This is a genomic window from Xanthomarina arctica (genome assembly GCF_014638915.1).
Classification (GTDB): Bacteria; Bacteroidota; Bacteroidia; order Flavobacteriales; family Flavobacteriaceae; genus Xanthomarina; species Xanthomarina arctica.
Genome location: NZ_BMFQ01000003.1, coordinates 480,315 through 501,588 on the forward strand (window position 1 = coordinate 480,315; position 21,274 = coordinate 501,588).

Consider the following 21,274-nt stretch of genomic DNA (forward strand, 5'->3'; position numbering starts at 1 on the left):
TTTTTATTCGATGAAATACGCTTTTTTTTAACATTTACAAATTGAACTGTTAAATCCCAAACTGTCACAATAGGCCATTTAAAAACTACATTTTCAAGTTATTACAGCTTCAAATCTTATTAATTAACCTTGATACCTTCAAAATTAAAAAGCTACCAAATCATTCATTTTTTTGCGGTTAATAATAGTATCTTTGCAACAATTTTGAAGATTATTATGAGTTTTATTAAAGAGATTAACAGACGAAGAACCTTTGGTATTATTTCGCATCCAGATGCCGGAAAAACTACTTTAACAGAAAAACTACTACTTTTTGGTGGAGCTATTCAGGAAGCTGGTGCGGTAAAAAGCAATAAGATAAAAAAAGGAGCTACAAGTGACTTTATGGAGATTGAGCGTCAGAGAGGAATTTCTGTTGCAACTTCTGTGCTTGCTTTTGAATATAATGGCATCAAAATCAATATCCTAGATACTCCTGGACACAAGGATTTTGCTGAAGATACTTTTAGAACTCTTACGGCTGTTGATAGCGTGATTGTAGTTATTGATGTAGCAAAAGGTGTTGAGGAACAAACTGAAAAATTAGTTGAGGTTTGTAGAATGCGTAACATCCCTATGATTGTTTTTATAAATAAAATGGATCGTGAAGGAAAAGATGCTTTCGATTTATTAGATGAAGTTGAACAAAAATTAGGATTACATGTGGTGCCTTTAAGTTTTCCTATTGGAATGGGTTACGATTTTAAAGGAATTTATAATCTGTGGGAAAACAACATCAATCTTTTTAGCGGAGATAGCAGAAAAGATATCGAAGAAACTATAGAGATTTCAGATTTACAATCTCCAGAATTAAACAAACTTGTTGGCGATAAAGCGGCTAACACTCTTCGTGAAGAAATAGCCCTTGTAAAGGGGATTTATCCAGATTTTGACAAAGAAGCTTACTTAGAAGGAAAACAACAACCTGTCTTTTTTGGCTCTGCATTAAATAATTTTGGAGTTAGAGAATTATTAGATTGTTTTGTGGAAATTGCTCCAAAACCAAGACCAAAACAAAGTGAAGAACGACTTGTAAAGCCTGAAGAAAAGAAATTTACTGGTTTTGTTTTTAAGATTCATGCTAATATGGATCCAAACCATCGAAATAGATTAGCCTTTGTTAAAATTGTTTCGGGCGAATTTAAACGAAACGCACCATATTTACATGTAAGAAACAATAAGAAAGTTAAGTTCTCAAGTCCAAATGCCTTTTTTGCTGAAAAGAAAGAAATTGTAGATATTTCTTATCCCGGTGATATTGTTGGACTTCAAGATACTGGAGCCTTTAAAATTGGAGATACACTTACTGAAGGTGAAATATTAAACTATAAAGGAGTACCAAGCTTTTCGCCAGAACATTTTAGATATATCAATAATGCAGATCCTTTAAAATCGAAACAGTTATTTAAAGGTATTGACCAGTTAATGGATGAAGGTGTTGCCCAATTATTTACCTTAGAACTTAATGGCCGAAAAGTTATTGGAACAGTAGGTGCATTACAATATGAAGTGATCCAATATAGATTGGAACATGAATATGGTGCAAAATGTACTTATGAAAACTTAAATGTCCATAAAGCATGTTGGGTTGAGCCCAAAGATCCTAAAAGTGCAGAATTCAAGGAATTTTTAAGAGTCAAACAACGTTTTATAGCAAAAGACAAACAAAATCAATTGGTTTTTTTAGCTGATTCTCCTTTTTCTTTGCAGATGACACAACAGAAATATCCAAATATCAAATTTCATTTTACCTCTGAATATTAAAAAGTAAAATTTCAAATAGTTTTTTTAAATCTGGAATTATCTATAAAAATCTTTTTATAAATAGAATAATAAAGTCACCTTGTACCTTAAAATATTAGATATTTTTATATATTGACTATAAATATGCCCTAATTAATTATTTTCAACTAAATGAAATTTATTTTTAACCTTTATATTTTTTGCATTTTTGGTAGTGTTTTGGGATTCTCTCAAAGCAACTATATTTCACATGTAGTAACAAGTGGCGAAAATGTCTATAGAATTTCTCTAAAATATCAAGTTAGCATGGATGCTATTTATCAGCTAAACCCTGGTTCAGATAAAGCTATTATAGTTGGAGAAACCTTAAGAATACCTGATTCTTCACAATCCTTAAAAAATTCAAACTCTTATATGGTACAGGATAATGACACCAAATGGAGTTTATCAAAGAGGTTTGGAATGTCAGTGGCTGAATTTGAAAGACTCAACCCAAACACAGTTCCCGTATTAATAGCTGGAGATTTAGTACATACTTCTACTAATAACAACCCTACTTACGTTACTACGGAAAGAGAAATCATAACAGTTAATGAGGAATCTGAAGTTATAATTAATGACAGTCCTAACTCCAATACCGAAAACATTAGTGAATATACAGACTATGTTATAAAATCTAAAGAGACTCTTTATAGCTTGTCCACAAAAGCAGGAATGAGCATGGATGAGTTCCTTAAGTTAAATCCGCAACTTTCTGAAGGTTTTATCGTTGGAAGCACCATAAAAATGCCAAGTTCCAATGGAATTAATAAAAATATATCTGGAGTGGCTTCCTCAGCTCCAAAACAAACCATTTCTACGCAATTATTTTGGAATACTGATCTTGTAAATTCTAGTAACCAGTCTGAATTTGTCAAAAATTATAGAATTGGGATGCAAATGGCTATCGATTCTATAAAAAAAGATATTCCTAATATAAACATTAGTTTAAGTGATTCATTAAATTTAACTTTTTTAGAAAACGCCGATACTCTTAATTCAAGTTTTATCATTCAACCATTGGTATTAGAAGATAATAACACTAACTATTTGAGCATTTCATCACTTGTGGACGGAAATCCAAAATCCATTAATTATACTGGGTTAACGGAAGAGGTTAAAATGCGATACGGAATCACTAAGTATCTAAATAAGAATGATGGAAATACAATCCTTATTTATGATAAAGATAAAAATGATACCAAAGCTTTTGTTGAAGGTCAAATCTCAAATCTAAAAACAATACAGGTCAATAGTAAAGGAGTTTTTAATAGTCAAGACCTAATAGATCTTTTAGCTACAAATACAAATAACTATATTATTATTGAAAGTGAGAGAGATGGGGTTTTCTTAAGTGCAACAAATACACTCTTAAAACAATTGTCAAATTATAATATTGAACTTGTAGTTTTAAATTCAAAATACATTCCTGAAGAACGTAAGGTCTCTAGTAAACGATTTCGTATTCTTAAACTCATCTATCCATCTTCTTTTTCTCCTTCGTTTTACAATCAAAAAAAGCTTCTGTTAAATAATTATACAGAAAATGTGAATTTAACGGATAGTAATGATATCACTTTCGGATATATAATGGTTCATAATGCACTTTCTCAAATTTATTTTAATGACTATGAGAATTTTAAAAATTATAACTTCTCTACTCTGGGAATACCTTTGGAATATGACAATATAAATTTGCAGTTCAACAATAATACTGTTTACATCTATCGTTTTGATGACACTTCAGACAGTTTCTTATTAGATACTTTCAAGCAAATTAAGTTATAGTTTATCAACTATAATTTAAAAAATAGATATTTTTACCGTTTATCTATGAAATTAAACATTTTATCGTATATTTATCCAATAATTTTAATTAAGAATTGAATAATATAGTAAAATAACTAGCAGCTTAAGGTATTATACTCTGAACCCAATGACTAACCCCAAACCATTTTTCGTTGTTTTCATATTTGTGTTTTTAGGAAATATATTGTTTTCCCATGCACAATGTCCAACAATTGTAGATTCTACTCAAAATTTTTGTGACTTAGAATCACTTCTAGTTTCAGATTTACAAGCTACTAACAACGGTGGAGGAGTCTTTTGGTATGATACCGCTACTTCTACCACACCTTTGGCAGGTTCTACTTCCCTAATTAATGGTCAAGATTATTTTGCAGACGATAACACTGGAAGTTGTGGCGTAAGAGGCCGTGTAGTGGTAGCAATTATTGGACCACCTACAGGATTAAATTTTCAGGGAGTTTGTGTTGTAGATGCTAATGATGCCACCATTTCAAATCTTGTTGTAACTGGAAATAATGTTCAATGGTATCTAAGTCCAACAAGTGTTTTGCCGTTAAGTCCTACTACAATTTTGATGGACAATACCATTTATTATGCAAATCAAGCTAGCCCAGATGCAAGTTGTAGATCCTCTCGATTATCAGTTCTGGTTAATGTAGGTATAGTCCCTGCTCCTACTGGAGATTCTATACAAACTTTTTGTTTGCTTCCTGATTTCGGCCTACCAACTGTTTCAGAATTAGTTGCCAATGGTAATAATATTCAATGGTACGCTTCAGAATCTTCTGCGTCCCCTTTAGACCCAACCACCACATTAGTGGATGGAGAAAGTTATTATGCAACAATATCAGATCCTCCATGTGAAAGTTTTGCTAGATTAGAAGTTATAGTTCAATTCCTAATTCAGCCTAGCGCTGGATTTGATGGGAGTCTGGAGATTTGTGAAAATGATACGAATACTTTCGATTTAATTGACAGTATTAATGGTACTCCTGATTTAGGTGGCATTTGGTCTCCACCTCTTAACAGTGGCACAGGCGTTTTCGATCCAGCCGTGGATGCTCCGGGAATTTATACTTATACCGTTTACAGTCCCGATCCTGCATGTAGTGATGATTCGGCTACGGTAACAGTATCTATTATTACACCTCCGGAAGCAGGTAATGATGGAAGTCTTGAAATTTGTGAAGCGGATACTAATACTTACGATTTATTTAATAGTCTAGGTGGCTCACCGGATTCTGGTGGAACTTGGTCTCCTACTCTTAACAGTGGAACTGGTTTATTCGACCCCACTCTTGATGGCCCAGGAATATATACATATACAGTTAATAGTTCGGATCCTGCTTGTAGCAATGCGTCAGCTTCAGTAACAGTGTCTTTTGCAACACCTCCGGTGGCTGGTAACAATGGTAGTCTAGAGATCTGTGAAGATGATACCAGCACATACAATTTAATTGATAGTTTAGGTGGCTCACCAGATTCTGGTGGAACTTGGTCTCCTACTCTTAACAGTGGCACTGGGCTTTTCGATCCAGCTCTCGATGCACCTGGCACATATACTTATACTGTCTTTAGCGCTGATCCAGCGTGTCTTGATGCTTCGGCAACCGTAATAGTATCTATTATTATTCCTCCTGTGGCAGGTAATGATGGAAGTCTTGAGATTTGCGAAGACGATACTAATACCTATGATTTAATTAACTATTTAGGTGGTACACCTGATGCAGGCGGAACGTGGGCACCTTCTTTAAATAGTGGAACGGGTCTTTTCGATCCTACTCTTGACGCTCCTGGAACTTATACTTATACCGTCTTTAGTTCTGATCCTGCTTGTAGTAATGCTTCGGCTTCCGTAACGGTGGCTATTATAATTCCACCTGTAGCTGGAACCGATGGAAGTCTTGAGATTTGTGAAGATGACACCAATACATACAATTTATTTAATAGTTTAGGTGGTTCACCTGATTCTGGCGGAACCTGGTCTCCTACTCTTAACAGTGGCACAGGACTTTTTGATCCTGCTCTTGATGCACCTGGAACATATACTTATACAGTAGGTTCTAATACTACCTGTAATGATGCTTCAGCCTCGGTGACAGTATCTTTTATTACACCTCCAATAGCGGGTAATGATGGTAGTCTTGAGATCTGTGAAGATGACACCAACACATACGATTTATTTAATAGTTTAGGTGGTACACCTGATTCTGGCGGAACTTGGTCGCCGACTCTTAATAGTGGCACTGGGATTTTCAATCCTGCTCTTGATGCTCCTGGAATATATACATATACAGTTAATAGTTCTGATCCTGCTTGTAGTCATGCTACGGCTTCTGTAAATGTCTCGTTTGTGACGCCTCCTGTAGCGGGTAATAATGGAAGTCTTGAGATTTGTGAAGATGACACCAATACATACGATTTATTTAATAGTTTAGGTGGTACGCCTGACTCTGGTGGAACTTGGTCTCCAGCTCTTAACAGTGGCACAGGACTTTTTGATCCTGCTCTTGATGCACCTGGAACATATACTTATACAGTAGGTTCTAATACTACCTGTAATGATGCTTCAGCCTCGGTGACAGTATCTTTTATTACACCTCCAATAGCGGGTATTGATGGTAGTCTTGAGATTTGTGAAGATGACACCAACACATACGATTTATTTAACAGTCTTGGTGGTACACCTGACTCTGGCGGAACTTGGTCGCCGACTCTTAATAGTGGCACTGGGATTTTCAATCCTGCTCTTGATGCTCCTGGAACTTATACTTATACGGTAAATAGTACAGATCCTGCTTGTAGTCATGCTTCGGCTTCTGTAACTGTTTTGTTTGTGACGCCTCCTTTAGCGGGTAATAATGGAAGTCTTGAGATTTGTGAAGATGACACCAATACATACGATTTATTTAATAGTTTAGGTGGGACACCTGACTCTGGTGGAACTTGGTCTCCAGCTCTTAACAGTGGCACGGGACTTTTTGATCCTGCTCTTGATGCACCTGGAACATATACGTATACAGTAGGTTCTAATACGACCTGTAATGATGCTTCGGCTACAGTAACAGTATCTTTTATTACACCTCCAATAGCGGGTAATGATGGTAGTCTTGAGATTTGTGAAGATGATACTAATACATACGATTTATTTAACAGTCTTGATGGTACACCTGACTCTGGCGGAACTTGGTCGCCGACTCTTAATAGTGGGACAGGGATTTTTGATCCTGCACTTGATGCGCCTGGAATATATACTTACACTGTAGCAAGTTCTGGCACCACATGTAACAACGCTTCTGCTTCGGTAACTGTCTCTTTTGTGATGCAACCTGAGGCTGGTACTGATGGTAGTCTTGAGATTTGTGAAGATGACACCAATACATACGATTTATTTAATAGCTTAGGTGGTACACCAGACTCTGATGGAACTTGGTCGCCTACGCTTAACAGTGGCACTGGACTTTTTGATCCTGCTATTGATGCGCCAGGAACATATACTTATACGGTCTCAAGATCTGGATCTACTTGTATTGATGCTTCAGCTTCAGTAGCGGTGTCTTTTATTGAACCTCCTCTAGCTGGTATTGATGGAAGCCTTGATATTTGTGAAGATGACACCAATACATACGATTTATTTAATAGTCTTGGTGGTACGCCTGACACTGGAGGCATTTGGTCGCCTGCTCTAAACAGCGGTACGGGGCTTTTTAACCCTGCTTTTGATGCACCTGGAACATATACTTATACTGTAGTAAGTTCTAATGGCGTATGTAACGATGCTTCGGCCTCGGTAACGGTGTCTTTAATAACTGCTCCTGTAGCTGGACTTAATGGAATTCTTGAGATTTGTCCAGACGACTCAAACACTTACGATTTATTTAATAGTCTGGGTGGTACTCCTGATTCTGGTGGAACTTGGTCGCCTAGTCTTAATAGCGGCACTGGAGTTTTCGACCCTGCTCTTGATACTGCTGGAACATATACTTATACGGTAACAAGTTCAAGTCCCGTTTGTAATGATGCTTCGGCTTCGGTAACGGTATCTATTGTAGCCGCTCCAGTTGCTGGAATAGATGGAAGTCTTGGAATTTGTGAAGGTGATACCAATACATACGATTTATTCAATAGTTTAGGCGGCGCACCCACTTCTGGTGGAACCTGGCTACCTGCTCTTAACAGTGGTTCTGGCATTTTTGATCCTGCTATTGATGCACCCGGAACATATACGTATTCTGTTACCAATAGACTATGTGATTTATCCGATTCTGCTGAAGTAACAGTAACTATTTCTGAATTACCAGATGCAACCGGCCTTGAATTAAGTCTAAATAACATTTGTGAAGGAGAAGATCTTATTATTACTATTACAAATGCAAATGCACTCGACAATGGCAACTATTTAATAATTTATAACGTAACTGGTGCAGATATCTTCACAGGTTCTGCTCTTGTAACCATCAATAATGGTGAAGGTAACTTTGTTATCTTGGCTGATGCATTTACCATTACTGGAGAATATGAGCTAACAATTATAGATTTCATATCTGAATCTAGCAATTGTGGTGCAGATACCTCATTGATCATCCCAATAAATTTCGAAGTTTATGTAAGTATCACTCCGGTTCTTATAGATCAAGGAAATGTATTTTGTGTAAGCGATGAGCCTACAATTGAAGACTTATCTAACAATATTACAAACAGTGGTGACTTAACATGGTATGACAGTAGTGAAAATGGCAATATCATTCCGCCAAATACATTACTAATAGATGGAGAAACTTATTATGCATCAATTCTAACATCACAAAATTGTCCAAGTTTAATTAGACTAGCTGTTACCGTAGAACTTGATGAATGTATAGAGGATTTATTAATCCCTGATGGGTTCTCTCCAAATGGAGATAATATAAACGACACTTTTCATATTAATCATTTAGATGAATTATATCCAAATTTCAAATTAACTATTTTTAATAGATATGGTAATAAACTATACAATGGAAATATAAACACACCTGATTGGGATGGCAAATCAAATACAGGTTCCAGTTTAGGAGACTCCATTGTTCCAGTAGGAGTTTATTTCTTCATTTTAGAATTTAATGATGGCAACCGAGAACCACTTCAAGGTCGCGTATATTTAAACATGTAATGCAAATGCTGAATAATAGAAACATCATACCCGCTTTTATATTTCTGATAGGAAGTATTTTTACTAGCTATGGTCAGCAAGATCCTGAATATACACAATACATGTATAATATGAGTCTGATTAACCCCGCTTACGCTACCAATGACAGTGAGGTAATAAATTTTGGATTACTGTACAGATCCCAATGGGTTGGGGCAGTTGGATCTCCTTCAACGGGATCTTTCTTTGCACATTCCACCATTACCGACAGAGTTGAAGGAGGAATATCCATTTATCACGATGAAATTGGTGATGTTGTAAAAAACACCAATTTATTTGCGGATATAGCCTATGTTATTCCAGTTAGCACTAAAGCTAACTTATCTTTAGGTGTTAAAGCCGGAGTATCTTTTTATTCAACTGATTTCAGTGGGTTTGAGTATTCAGATTCTGCTCCAGATCCAACGTTTTCAGAAAATATTAATAGAACATTTCCAAACATTGGAGTGGGCGCCTATTATTTTTCAGAAAATTATTATTTAGGATTATCTGCTCCTAACTTATTAAAGTCAAAATATATTAAGGATAGCAGTGGCATTGCATCAGAAGCTAGCGAAGAAATTCATATGTTTTTCACAGGTGGATATGTCTTCAACTTAAATAAAAACTTAAAATTGAAACCTGCATTTATGGCCATTGGAGTTGTTGGAGCCCCTATTTCTTTTGATTTAACTGCGAATGTTCTGATTAATGAATTTGTTGAGTTTGGTATTGGTTATAGATTTGGTGATGCTATTAGTGGTTTAGCAAATTTTAGCGTATCAAAATCAGTCAGAATTGGCTATGCCTATGATTATACTATTTCCAATTTAGGTGATTTTAATTCAGGCTCACACGAAATCATCTTATTGATAAATCTTTCGAAGTCTGGTAAAGGCTACGATAAATCCCCAAGATTCTTTTAAAATAATTATTATGAGAATATTTAAACTGTTTTTTCTCTTATTATCTTTTTGCCAAGTAGCACATTCTCAGAATGCTAAACTTAAAAAGGCAAATAAATTATTTATGGATAGGTCTTATGTACAAGCTGCTGCCATTTACGAAGAAATAGATATTCCCGATAGCTTACTAGTAAATCTAGCAGACGCTTATTACTTTAATTCTAATATGGCTAAAGCAGCCGAGAACTATTCTAAAGCAATTGCTTCTAAAGCGGATACGTCTAACGAGGTCTATTTTAAATATGCACAAGCATTATACGGTATTGATAATGTAACTAAAGCAGATTCTATGATGTCTGTTTATAAAGACCGAAATATTCAAACACCATCCTTTATTAACAAAGTTAATCTAGCTAACCCTTTTATTTATAATTTAAAACCAATCACTGAAGGCTCACAATCTGGAGATTTCGGGATTACTTATTTTGGAGATCAACTAGCTTTTTCATCTTCTAGAAATGCGGATGGCTCTGTTTATAATTGGAACGAAAAACCATATCTAGACCTTTATACAGCCACTTTTAATGAAAATGGTACGCTGGAAGATATTGTTCCATTTAATGACGAGTTAAATTCAAAAACTCACGAAAGTAGTGCGATTCTAACTAAAGATGGGAAGACTATGTATTTTTCTAGAACGGGAGATAAACGCGTTAAAATAGGAGATCAGAAAATTGCCACTGTCAGATTATTTAAAGCTCAATTAATAGAGAATGAATGGTCTGAAATTGAAGAGTTGCCTTTTTCTAGTGAGTTTTATTCAATACAACATGCGGCATTAAACAATGATAATTCAAAACTTTATTTTTCAAGTGATATGCCCGGAGGAAAAGGGTCTTTTGATATTTATTATGTAGATATCGCTGGAGATGTATATGGTAATCCTATTAATCTAGGACCTTCTATTAATACGTCTAAATTAGAACAATTTCCATATATCTCTGAATCTGGAGATTTATACTTCTCATCAAACGGTTTACAAGGCTTAGGTGGTTTAGATATTTTTGTGTGTGAATTGAATAATTTTCAATGGAGCACACCTTTAAACTTAGGAAATGTTATAAATAGCAATTTGGATGACTTTTCATTTATCGTAAATATAGAAGATAACACAGGTTTTACATCCTCAAACAGAGATGGGAAAGATCAGTTATATTATTTTACAAGAGATAAAAATGATAGAAAATTAATTGTTGAAGGATTTGTAAGAGATAAAAACACGAAGGACATACTTCCTGAAACAATGGTGACGCTATTGGATGAAAACAATAAAGCCATCGATTCTTTTCAAGTAGGTGAAGATGGAAGATATTCTTTTAGAGTAAAACCATATAGTAAATTTAAAATTGAAGGCTATAGACCTTTTTATATTCCAAGTTCGGTTGATTTTGAAACAGACGATTCAGGTAAAATTGAATTAAACATAGAATTAGAGATTGAATCCTATGACGATGCTGAAGAACTTATTGTAGAAAAGGAAGATGGCTATATTTACATAGAATTAGAGAATATTTATTTCGATCTTAACAAATGGGATATTAAACCAAATGCAGGTAAAACATTAGATATTCTTGTTAATTTAATGGAAAAGTATCCTCGAATGGAAGTTCAACTTGGCGCCCATACAGACAACCGAAGCTCTTATGATTACAATATGATTTTATCTGATAATAGAGCAAAATCTGCCATGAATTATATCCTTTCTAAAGGAATCCCAGCAAATCGATTAACGTCTAAAGGATATGGCGAAAGTCAGTTATTAGTGGATTGTGGTGAAAATTGTACTGAAGAAGAACATTCAATTAATAGACGTTGTGAATTTATTATTAAAAAATAGGTCTGGAAAACTACCTATTTGTTAATTTTTAGGTCATTCATCTAATAACTCAGAATAAATTGGCAGTCTATCTAATTTTTAATACATTTAAAAGACTTGTTATCAGAATAATAAGTCGTTTTTTAATATTTACGTAAGATTATAACCCCAAATAATGATCTACTTATGGAAACAAACAACCCCAATGTTTTCAGTAATAATGACATTACTGTAACCTACAATCCAAGAGTTTGCATTCACGCCGAGCGTTGTGCAAGAGAACTTTCAAATGTTTTTAGAGAATCTGTTATTCCTTGGATAGACCTTGATGGTGCTTCCACAAAAAAAATTATTAAACAAATAAAAAAGTGTCCCTCGGGAGCATTAGATTATTGTATGAATAAAAAGGAAGCCTGCTAAAATTTAAATTTTTAAGCAAAAAATCCCATTGAAAACAATTTCAATGGGATTTTTTTATAATTAATACAATCTCTTAATCTTCACCAGTTGGACCAAAGTTTAAAGGTATTGGAGCTTGCTCGTAATTAAATATTTCGAGCAACCATCTAAAATCAAGATTTAGTATTTCGTATAAATTTTAAGCTTCACCAGTTGGACCAAAGTTTAAAGGTATTGGAGGTTGCTCGTAATCCTTAATTTCTCCATGAGCATTTTCAAATTTGCTAACATTATCACCTAAAGCTTTAAATAATCTCTTAGCGTGTTGCGGTGTTAGTATAATTCTAGATTTCACCTTACTTTTTGGAGTTCCAGGCATGATACTTACAAAATCTATTACAAACTCTGAAACAGAGTGGTTAATAATAGCTAAGTTAGAATAAGTCCCTTCTGCTACTTTCTCATCCAATTCAATGTTTATTTGTCCTGGCTTTTGTTGTTTTTTTTCGTCTGACATTTTATGTATCGTTTTAAACAAAGAATCCTGCTAGTGCAGGATTCTTTTAATTATTTATGATTGAATGAATACACAAAAAATTAATTGTAATTAACTTCTTGTTTAGCTTGCATCATTTCGTCGAATTCTTCTTTAGAACCTACAATAATGTTCTCATAAGTTCTCATACCTGTTCCTGCTGGAATTCTATGACCTACAATTACGTTTTCTTTAAGTCCTTCTAAAGTATCTATTTTACCATTAACAGCTGCTTCGTTAAGAACTTTGGTTGTTTCCTGGAAGGAAGCCGCAGAGATAAACGATTTAGTTTGCAACGATGCTCTAGTAATACCTTGTAAAATTGGCGTTGCAGTTGCAGGTTGTGCATCTCTAGCAACAATAAGGTTCTTATCTTCTCTACGAAGAATAGAATTCTCATCTCTCAAGTCACGAGGTGTAATAATTTGTCCTGCTTTGATTGTTGCAGAATCTCCTGAATCTTCAACCACTTTCATTCCAAAAACTTCATCATTTTCTTCAATGAAATCTGATTTATGAACTAATTGATCTTCTAAGAAAGTTGTATCACCAGAATCTATAATTCTAACTTTACGCATCATTTGTCTTACAACAACTTCAAAATGCTTATCGTTAATTTTCACACCTTGTAAACGGTATACTTCTTGAACTTCGTTAACCAAATACTGTTGTACAGCAGAAGGGCCTTTAATATTCAAGATATCGTTTGGTGTAATAGAACCATCAGAAAGTGGCATACATGCTTTAACGAAATCATTTTCTTGTACCAGAATCTGGTTAGATAATTTCACTAAGTATTTTCTTACGTCACCTAATTTAGATTCTACAATGATCTCACGGTTACCTCTCTTAATTTTACCAAAAGAAACAACACCATCAATAGCACTTACTACAGCTGGATTAGAAGGATTACGCGCTTCGAATAATTCGGTAACACGTGGCAAACCTCCTGTAATATCTCCAGATTTAGCAGATTTACGAGGGATTTTAACTAAAATTTTACCAACTTTAATTTTATCACCATCGTCAATCATTAAGTGAGCTCCAACTGGTAAGTTATAAGAACGCATAGTCTCTCCTTTCGAATCTTCAATATGAAGCGTTGGGATTAACTTTTTATTTCTAGATTCAGAAATTACTTTTTCTTGGAAACCTGTTTGCTCATCTATTTCAACTTGGTAAGTAATACCTTGTTCAATATTTTCGTAACGTACTTTTCCAGCAAATTCAGAAATAATTACACCGTTATATGGATCCCAAGAACAAACAACATCTCCTTTTTTAAGTGCGTCTCCGCTCTTAGTAAACACGGTAGAACCGTAAGGTATGTTATTAGTACTTAAAGTAATACCTGTCTTTTTATCTACAAGTTTTAATTCAGATGTTCTAGAGATTACAATGTTAATTGGTTTTCCGTCGTTATCTTCTCCTTTAACAGTTTTAAGGTCATCGATTTCAGCAATACCGTCAAACTTAACGGCTAATTTATTTTCTTCTGAAATGTTTCCTGCAATTCCACCTACGTGGAATGTACGTAATGTTAACTGAGTACCAGGTTCTCCAATAGATTGTGCTGCCACAACTCCTACTGCTTCTCCACGTTGCACCATTTTATTTGTTGCAAGATTACGTCCGTAACATTTAGCACAAATTCCTTTTTTAGCCTCACATGTTAATGGAGAACGAACTTCTACAGATTCTATAGGTGATGCTTCAATAGATTTAGCAACAACTTCATCAATTAAATCGCCAGAAGCAACTAATAATTCGTCTGTTAAAGGATCGTAAACATCATTTAAAGAAATTCTACCTACAATTCTCTCTTTTAAAGTTTCAACAATTTCATCATTTTTCTTTAAAGGAGTTACTTCAACACCTCTTAAAGTTCCACAATCAACACTATTTACAATAACGTCTTGAGAAACATCTACTAAACGACGTGTTAAGTAACCAGCATCTGCAGTTTTAAGTGCTGTATCGGCAAGACCTTTACGAGCACCGTGAGTAGAGATAAAGTATTCTAAAATTGAAAGACCTTCCTTAAAGTTAGAAAGAATCGGGTTTTCAATAATCTCTCCACCACCTGCTGTAGATTTTTTAGGTTTAGCCATTAATCCACGCATACCTGTAAGCTGACGAATCTGTTCTTTAGATCCACGAGCTCCAGAATCAAGCATCATATACACAGAGTTAAATCCTTGTTGATCTTCACGAATACGTTTCATGGATAACTCGGTTAACTCAGCATTTGTAGATGTCCAGATATCAATAACTTGGTTATAACGTTCGTTGTTTGTTATAAGACCCATGTTATAGTTAGCCATAATACCATCAACTTGCTTGTTAGCAGAGTCAATCATATCTTGCTTTTCTGGTGGGATAATAATATCTCCTAAACTAAATGATAATCCACCTTTAAAGGCGAAACTATATCCAAGATTTTTAATTTCATCAAGGAAATCAGCAGTTTCAGGAACAGAAGTTACTTTTAAAATATCACCAATAATATTTCTTAATGATTTCTTAGTAAGTACTTCGTTAATATACCCAGCTGCATGCGGTACTGTTTGGTTAAACAATACACGACCTACAGTTGTAGCTATAATTTGTAATGTTAATTCTCCAGCTTCATTAAAGTCGTATGTTCTAACTTTAATAGAGGCATTCAATTCTACACGTTTTTCATTGTAAGCAATAACACACTCTTCCGGAGAATAGAATGTTAAACCTTCACCTTTAATTTGTACATCTTTTGTAGATACACGCTCTTTAGTCATATAATATAAACCAAGAACCATATCCTGAGAAGGTACTGCAACTGGCGAACCATTTGCAGGATTCAAGATATTATGAGAAGCCAACATTAATAGTTGACATTCTAAAATAGCTTCTGGTCCTAATGGTAAGTGAACAGCCATTTGATCTCCATCGAAATCGGCATTAAATGCAGTTGTTACAAGTGGATGTAACTGAATTGCTTTACCTTCAATCAATTTAGGTTGAAACGCTTGAATACCTAATCTGTGTAAGGTAGGAGCACGATTTAAAAGAACTGGATGTCCTTTTAAAACATTCTCTAAAATATCCCAAACAACAGGCTCTCTTCTATCTATAATTTTCTTTGCAGATTTTACAGTTTTTACAATTCCTCTTTCAATTAACTTTCTAATTACAAAAGGTTTGTATAATTCTGCTGCCATATTTTTTGGCAATCCACATTCAAATAATTTTAATTCTGGTCCAACAACAATTACCGAACGAGCTGAATAATCAACACGTTTTCCAAGTAAGTTTTGACGGAAACGACCTTGCTTACCTTTTAAAGAATCTGATAAAGATTTTAAAGGTCTGTTAGAATCTGTTTTTACAGCTGAAGATTTACGTGTATTATCGAATAACGAATCTACAGATTCCTGCAACATACGTTTTTCGTTACGTAAAATAACTTCTGGTGCTTTTATTTCAACAAGTCTTTTAAGACGGTTGTTTCTAATAATTACACGACGATATAAGTCATTTAAATCAGACGTTGCAAAACGACCTCCATCTAGTGGCACTAAAGGACGTAATTCTGGCGGAATAATTGGAATAACTTTCATAATCATCCATTCTGGACGATTTTCTCTGTTTTCGTTCGATTCGCGTAAAGCTTCAACAACTTGAAGTCTTTTTAAAGCTTCCGTTTTACGTTGTTTAGACGTTTCAGTATTCGCTTTATGACGTAATTCAAATGACAAAGCATCTAAATCAATTCTAGCTAATAAATCGATTAAACATTCAGCTCCCATTTTAGCAATAAACTTATTAGGATCTGAATCGTCTAAATATTGGTTTTCTTTTGGAAGTGTTTCAAGAATGTTTAAGTATTCTTCTTCTGTTAAGAAATCCATTTTTTGTAATGGTTCACCCTCAGCATTATGAGCTATACCCGATTGAATTACTACATAACGTTCGTAGTAAATAATCATATCTAATTTCTTAGAAGGTAAGCCTAAAAGGTAACCAATTTTGTTTGGTAACGAACGGAAATACCAGATATGAGCAACAGGAACAACTAAGTTGATATGCCCTACTCTATCTCTACGTACTTTCTTTTCTGTTACTTCAACACCACAACGGTCGCAAATAATACCTTTGTAGCGAATTCTTTTATATTTTCCACAAGCACATTCGAAATCCTTAACAGGACCAAAAATACGCTCACAAAATAAACCATCACGTTCAGGTTTATGTGTTCGATAATTGATAGTTTCTGGTTTTAAAACTTCACCTCGAGATTCTGCTAAAATAGATTCTGGTGATGCTAAACCAATGGAGATTTTGTTAAATCTCTGTACTGTATTCTTATCTTGTTTTCTTGCCATCTTTTTTAAGTCTTCAGTTTTCAAACCAACAGTGCACAGTGTTCAGTGCATACTGTTGGCTGAATACTATTTTTTTACTCTTCTAATCTAATGTCTAGTCCTAGTCCTTTCAATTCGTGCATAAGTACGTTGAAAGATTCAGGTAATCCAGGTTCTGGCATTGGCTCACCTTTAACTATACTTTCGTAAGTTTTAGCTCTACCAATAACATCATCAGATTTAACGGTCAATATTTCTCTTAATGTTGCAGATGCTCCATACGCTTCAAGTGCCCAAACTTCCATCTCTCCAAAACGTTGACCTCCAAATTGTGCTTTACCACCAAGAGGTTGTTGTGTAATTAATGAGTATGGTCCAATTGAACGTGCGTGCATTTTATCATCAACCATATGTCCTAATTTCAACATATAGATGATTCCAACTGTTGCAGGTTGGTCAAAACGATCTCCTGTTCCACCATCATAAAGATAGGTATGTCCAAATCTTGGAATTCCAGCTTCATCTGTAAATCCGTTAATTTGATCTAGTGTTGCACCATCAAAAATTGGCGTCGCATAGGTACGTCCTAATTTTTGTCCAGCCCAACCAAGAACAGTTTCGTAAATCTGCCCAATATTCATACGAGAAGGTACACCAAGTGGATTTAATACAATATCTACTGGAGTTCCATCTTCTAAGAAAGGCATATCTTCTTGACGAACGATACGTGCAACAATACCTTTGTTACCGTGACGTCCTGCCATTTTATCACCTACTTTAAGTTTACGCTTTTTAGCGATATATACTTTAGCAAGTTTAATAATACCTGCTGGTAATTCATCTCCTACAGAAATAGTAAACTTCTCACGACGTAAAGAACCTTGTAAATCGTTTTCTTTAATCTTGTAGTTGTGAATTAAATCGGCAACTAATTTGTTAGTACTATCATCTGTTGTCCAAACACCAGAAGTTAAATGCGTATAATCATCTACAGAATTTAACATTTTAAGTGTGTACTTTTTACCTTTTGGTAAAACTTCTTCACCTAAATCATTAAAGATACCTTGAGCTGTTTTACCACCAACAATTGTAAAAAGTTTATCTACTAAAACTTCTTTTAAATCGTCGAATTTTCTATCGTAAACACCTTCTAACTGAGTGATATCTTCTTTATCTTTTGCACGTTTGCGTTTATCTTTAACCGCACGAGCAAAAAGTTTTTTGTCAATTACTACACCATTTAATGAAGGTGACGCTTTTAAAGATGCATCTTTAACATCTCCAGCTTTATCTCCAAAGATAGCACGTAATAATTTTTCTTCAGGGGTTGGATCACTTTCTCCTTTTGGAGTAATTTTTCCAATAAGAATATCTCCAGGTTTAACTTCAGCACCAATACGAATCATTCCGTTTTCATCAAGGTCTTTAGTAGCCTCTTCTGAAACGTTAGGAATATCGTTTGTTAGTTCTTCGTTACCTAGTTTTGTATCTCTAACTTCTAAAGAATACTCATCTATATGAATCGATGTAAAAACATCATTTCTTACTACTTCTTCTGAAATTACAATTGCATCCTCAAAGTTATACCCTTTCCAAGGCATAAAGGCTACTTTCATATTTCTACCTAAAGCTAATTCCCCTTTTTGAGTAGCATAACCTTCACTTAGAACTTGACCTTTAACAACTTTATCACCTTTTTCTACAATAGGTTTTAAGTTGATAGATGTTCCTTGGTTGGTTTTTCTAAACTTAATAAGTGGATATGTTTTAACATCGCTTTCAAAGCTTACTTTAGCTTCGTCCTCAGTTCTATCGTACTTAATAGTAATTTCGTTTGCATCAACGTATTCAACAACACCATTTCCTTCAGCATTAATTAATACACGAGAATCTGAAGCTACTTGTCTTTCTAATCCAGTTCCAACAATAGGAGCTTGCGGACGTAATAAAGGAACCGCTTGACGCATCATGTTAGATCCCATCAAGGCTCTATTCGCATCATCATGTTCCAAGAAAGGAATTAAAGATGCAGAAATTGAAGCAATTTGATTAGGTGCAACATCTGTATAATGAATTTGTGTAGGATCTACAACAGGGAAATCGCCTTCCATTCTAGCAATTACCTTATCGTGAAGAATCTTTCCATTTTCATCAACCTTAACAGTTGCTTGAGCAATCATTTGATCTTCTTCTTCCTCAGCACTTAAATATATAGGAGTGCTTTTAATATCTACAACTCCATCAGTTACTTTTCTGTAAGGTGTTTCAATGAATCCCATTGAATTAACCTTAGCAAAAACTGAAAGTGAAGATATTAATCCAATGTTTGGTCCCTCAGGAGTTTCAATTGGACAAAGTCTTCCGTAGTGCGTATAGTGAACATCACGTACTTCGAAACCTGCTCTTTCACGAGATAAACCACCTGGTCCTAGTGCTGATAAACGACGCTTGTGCGTAATTTCTGCAAGAGGATTGGTTTGATCCATGAACTGAGATAATTGGTTTGTTCCAAAGAAAGAATTAATAACAGACGATAACGTCTTAGCATTAATTAAATCGATAGGAGTAAATACTTCGTTATCACGAACATTCATACGCTCACGAATAGTACGAGCCATACGAGCTAAACCAACTCCAAATTGTTGAGATAATTGCTCACCAACTGTACGTACACGACGGTTAGATAAGTGATCAATATCATCAATCTCTGCTTTAGAGTTAATTAATTCGATTAAGTATTTAATAATAGTAATAATATCTTCTTTGGTAAGCACTTGCTTATCCATTCCAATATCAAGACCTAATTTTTTGTTCATTCTATAACGACCTACCTCTCCTAAAGAGTAACGTTGGTCACTAAAGAATAATTTATCAATAATACCACGTGCTGTTTCCTCATCTGGCGGCTCAGCATTACGTAGTTGTCTGTAAATATGTTCAACAGCCTCTTTTTCAGAGTTTGTTGGATCTTTTTGAAGCGTATTATGAATAATTGCATAATCTCCTTGTTGCGCACTTTCTTTGTGTAAAAGAACAGTTTTTACGCTAGTTTCAAGAATTTCCTCAATATTGTCTTTATCAAGAATGGTATCACGATCAAGAATAATTTCGTTACGTTCAATAGAAACTACTTCACCAGTATCTTCATCAACAAAATCTTCATGCCATGTATTAAGTACACGAGCTGCAAGCTTACGACCTAGCACTTTTTTTAATCCAGCTTTAGAAACCTTAACTTCTTCAGCAAGGTCAAAAATTTCCAGAATGTCTTTATCACGTTCAAAACCAATAGCTCTAAATAATGTTGTTACAGGTAATTTTTTCTTACGATCGATATACGCATACATTACTTGATTGATATCTGTAGCGAATTCAATCCAAGAACCTTTAAAAGGAATTACTCTTGCAGAATATAGTTTGGTTCCATTTGCATGAAAAGATTGACCGAAAAACACACCAGGAGAACGGTGTAATTGAGAAACTACTACACGTTCTGCACCGTTGATACAAAAAGTACCAGAAGGTGTCATGTAAGGTATGGTACCTAAATACACATCTTGAACAATGGTTTCGAAATCCTCATGTTCAGGGTCTGTACAATACAGTTTTAACCTTGCTTTTAATGGAACGCTATAAGTTAATCCTCTTTCAATACATTCTTCTATGGAATATCTAGGTGGATCGATAAAGTAATCTAAGAATTCTAGAACAAATTGATTACGTGTATCTGTTATTGGGAAGTTTTCCATGAAGGTATTATAAAGACCTTCATTACCTCTTTCTTCTGATTTAGTTTCTAACTGGAAAAAATCCTGGAAGGATTTAATCTGAATATCCATAAAATCCGGATACTCTGTTCTATTGACAATAGACGAGAAATTTAATCTTTCAGCTTGTGTTACTAACATCAATGGGCGAAATTTTGATTAAAAAAAAATGTTTGGTTATAGCCTACTGGCTATATACGACAAATGGTCTAGGTCTTGGAGAGTACTCTCCAGACCTAAACCTTTGTTAATTTTAGATGTTAAACTTACTTAAGTTCAACCTCAGCTCCAGCTTCTTCTAAAGACGCTTTTAAAGCTTCTGCTTCATCTTTAGATACACCTTCTTTGATTGCACTTGGTGCATCATCAACTAAACCTTTAGCTTCTTTTAATCCTAAACCAGTTAATTCTTTAACTAATTTTACTACTGCTAATTTAGAACCACCAGCGGCTTTAAGGATTACATCAAATTCTGTTTGCTCTTCAGCAGCGTCTCCACCACCTGCAGCAGGTCCAGCCATAACTGCAGCAGCTGCTGCAGGCTCGATACCGTACTCATCTTTTAATATAGTTGCTAATTCGTTAACTTCTTTTACTGTTAAGTTAACTAATTGTTCTGCGAAATCTTTTAAATCTGCCATTTTTTCTA

The 21,274-nt window shown here is 34.7% G+C and carries 10 protein-coding genes; 6 read left to right on the forward strand and 4 right to left on the reverse strand.

Going from position 1 to position 21,274, the window contains the following annotated elements; genetic code table 11:
* Nucleotides 1-216 precede the first annotated feature (216 nt).
* The 6 genes from IEV77_RS13365 (at nt 217) to IEV77_RS13390 (ending at nt 12,001) form a co-directional block, all read left to right on the forward strand.
* Nucleotides 217-1,803 (forward strand): peptide chain release factor 3, encoded by a 1,587-nt coding sequence (locus IEV77_RS13365; protein WP_188465654.1) that lies wholly within the window; start codon nt 217-219, stop codon nt 1,801-1,803.
* Between the two features lie 150 nt (nt 1,804-1,953).
* Entirely contained in the window at nt 1,954-3,609 is a 1,656-nt protein-coding gene (locus IEV77_RS13370; RefSeq protein WP_188465656.1) for a LysM peptidoglycan-binding domain-containing protein, read from the forward strand.
* Nucleotides 3,610-3,757: 148 nt separating this feature from the next.
* Entirely contained in the window at nt 3,758-8,782 is a 5,025-nt protein-coding gene (locus IEV77_RS13375) for a T9SS type B sorting domain-containing protein (protein WP_188465658.1), read from the forward strand.
* 5 nt (nt 8,783-8,787) lie between these two features.
* Entirely contained in the window at nt 8,788-9,726 is a 939-nt protein-coding gene (locus tag IEV77_RS13380) for a PorP/SprF family type IX secretion system membrane protein (protein WP_308419221.1), read from the forward strand.
* Nucleotides 9,727-9,736: 10 nt separating this feature from the next.
* Nucleotides 9,737-11,602, forward strand: coding sequence for an OmpA family protein (locus IEV77_RS13385; RefSeq protein WP_188465662.1), 1,866 nt, complete (start codon nt 9,737-9,739; stop codon nt 11,600-11,602).
* A gap of 165 nt (nt 11,603-11,767) precedes the next feature.
* Nucleotides 11,768-12,001 carry a (4Fe-4S)-binding protein gene (locus IEV77_RS13390; RefSeq protein WP_188465664.1) on the forward strand — a complete coding sequence of 78 codons (234 nt, stop codon included), beginning with the start codon at nt 11,768-11,770 and terminating at the stop codon, nt 11,999-12,001.
* Nucleotides 12,002-12,179: 178 nt separating this feature from the next.
* Here the strand turns inward: IEV77_RS13390 and IEV77_RS13395 are convergent, their stop codons facing one another.
* The 4 genes from IEV77_RS13395 to rplL form a co-directional block, all read right to left on the reverse strand.
* Entirely contained in the window at nt 12,180-12,497 is a 318-nt protein-coding gene (locus tag IEV77_RS13395; protein ID WP_188465666.1) for a DUF3467 domain-containing protein, read from the reverse strand.
* A gap of 80 nt (nt 12,498-12,577) precedes the next feature.
* Nucleotides 12,578-16,879 (reverse strand): DNA-directed RNA polymerase subunit beta', encoded by a 4,302-nt coding sequence (gene rpoC / locus IEV77_RS13400; RefSeq protein ID WP_188465668.1) that lies wholly within the window; start codon nt 16,877-16,879, stop codon nt 12,578-12,580.
* A gap of 74 nt (nt 16,880-16,953) precedes the next feature.
* On the reverse strand, nt 16,954-20,766 hold the full coding sequence (rpoB, locus tag IEV77_RS13405) for a DNA-directed RNA polymerase subunit beta (RefSeq protein ID WP_188466250.1): 3,813 nt from the start codon (nt 20,764-20,766) through the stop codon (nt 16,954-16,956).
* Nucleotides 20,767-20,891: 125 nt separating this feature from the next.
* Entirely contained in the window at nt 20,892-21,266 is a 375-nt protein-coding gene (gene rplL / locus IEV77_RS13410) for a 50S ribosomal protein L7/L12 (protein WP_188465670.1), read from the reverse strand.
* Between the last annotated feature and the right edge of the window lie 8 nt (nt 21,267-21,274).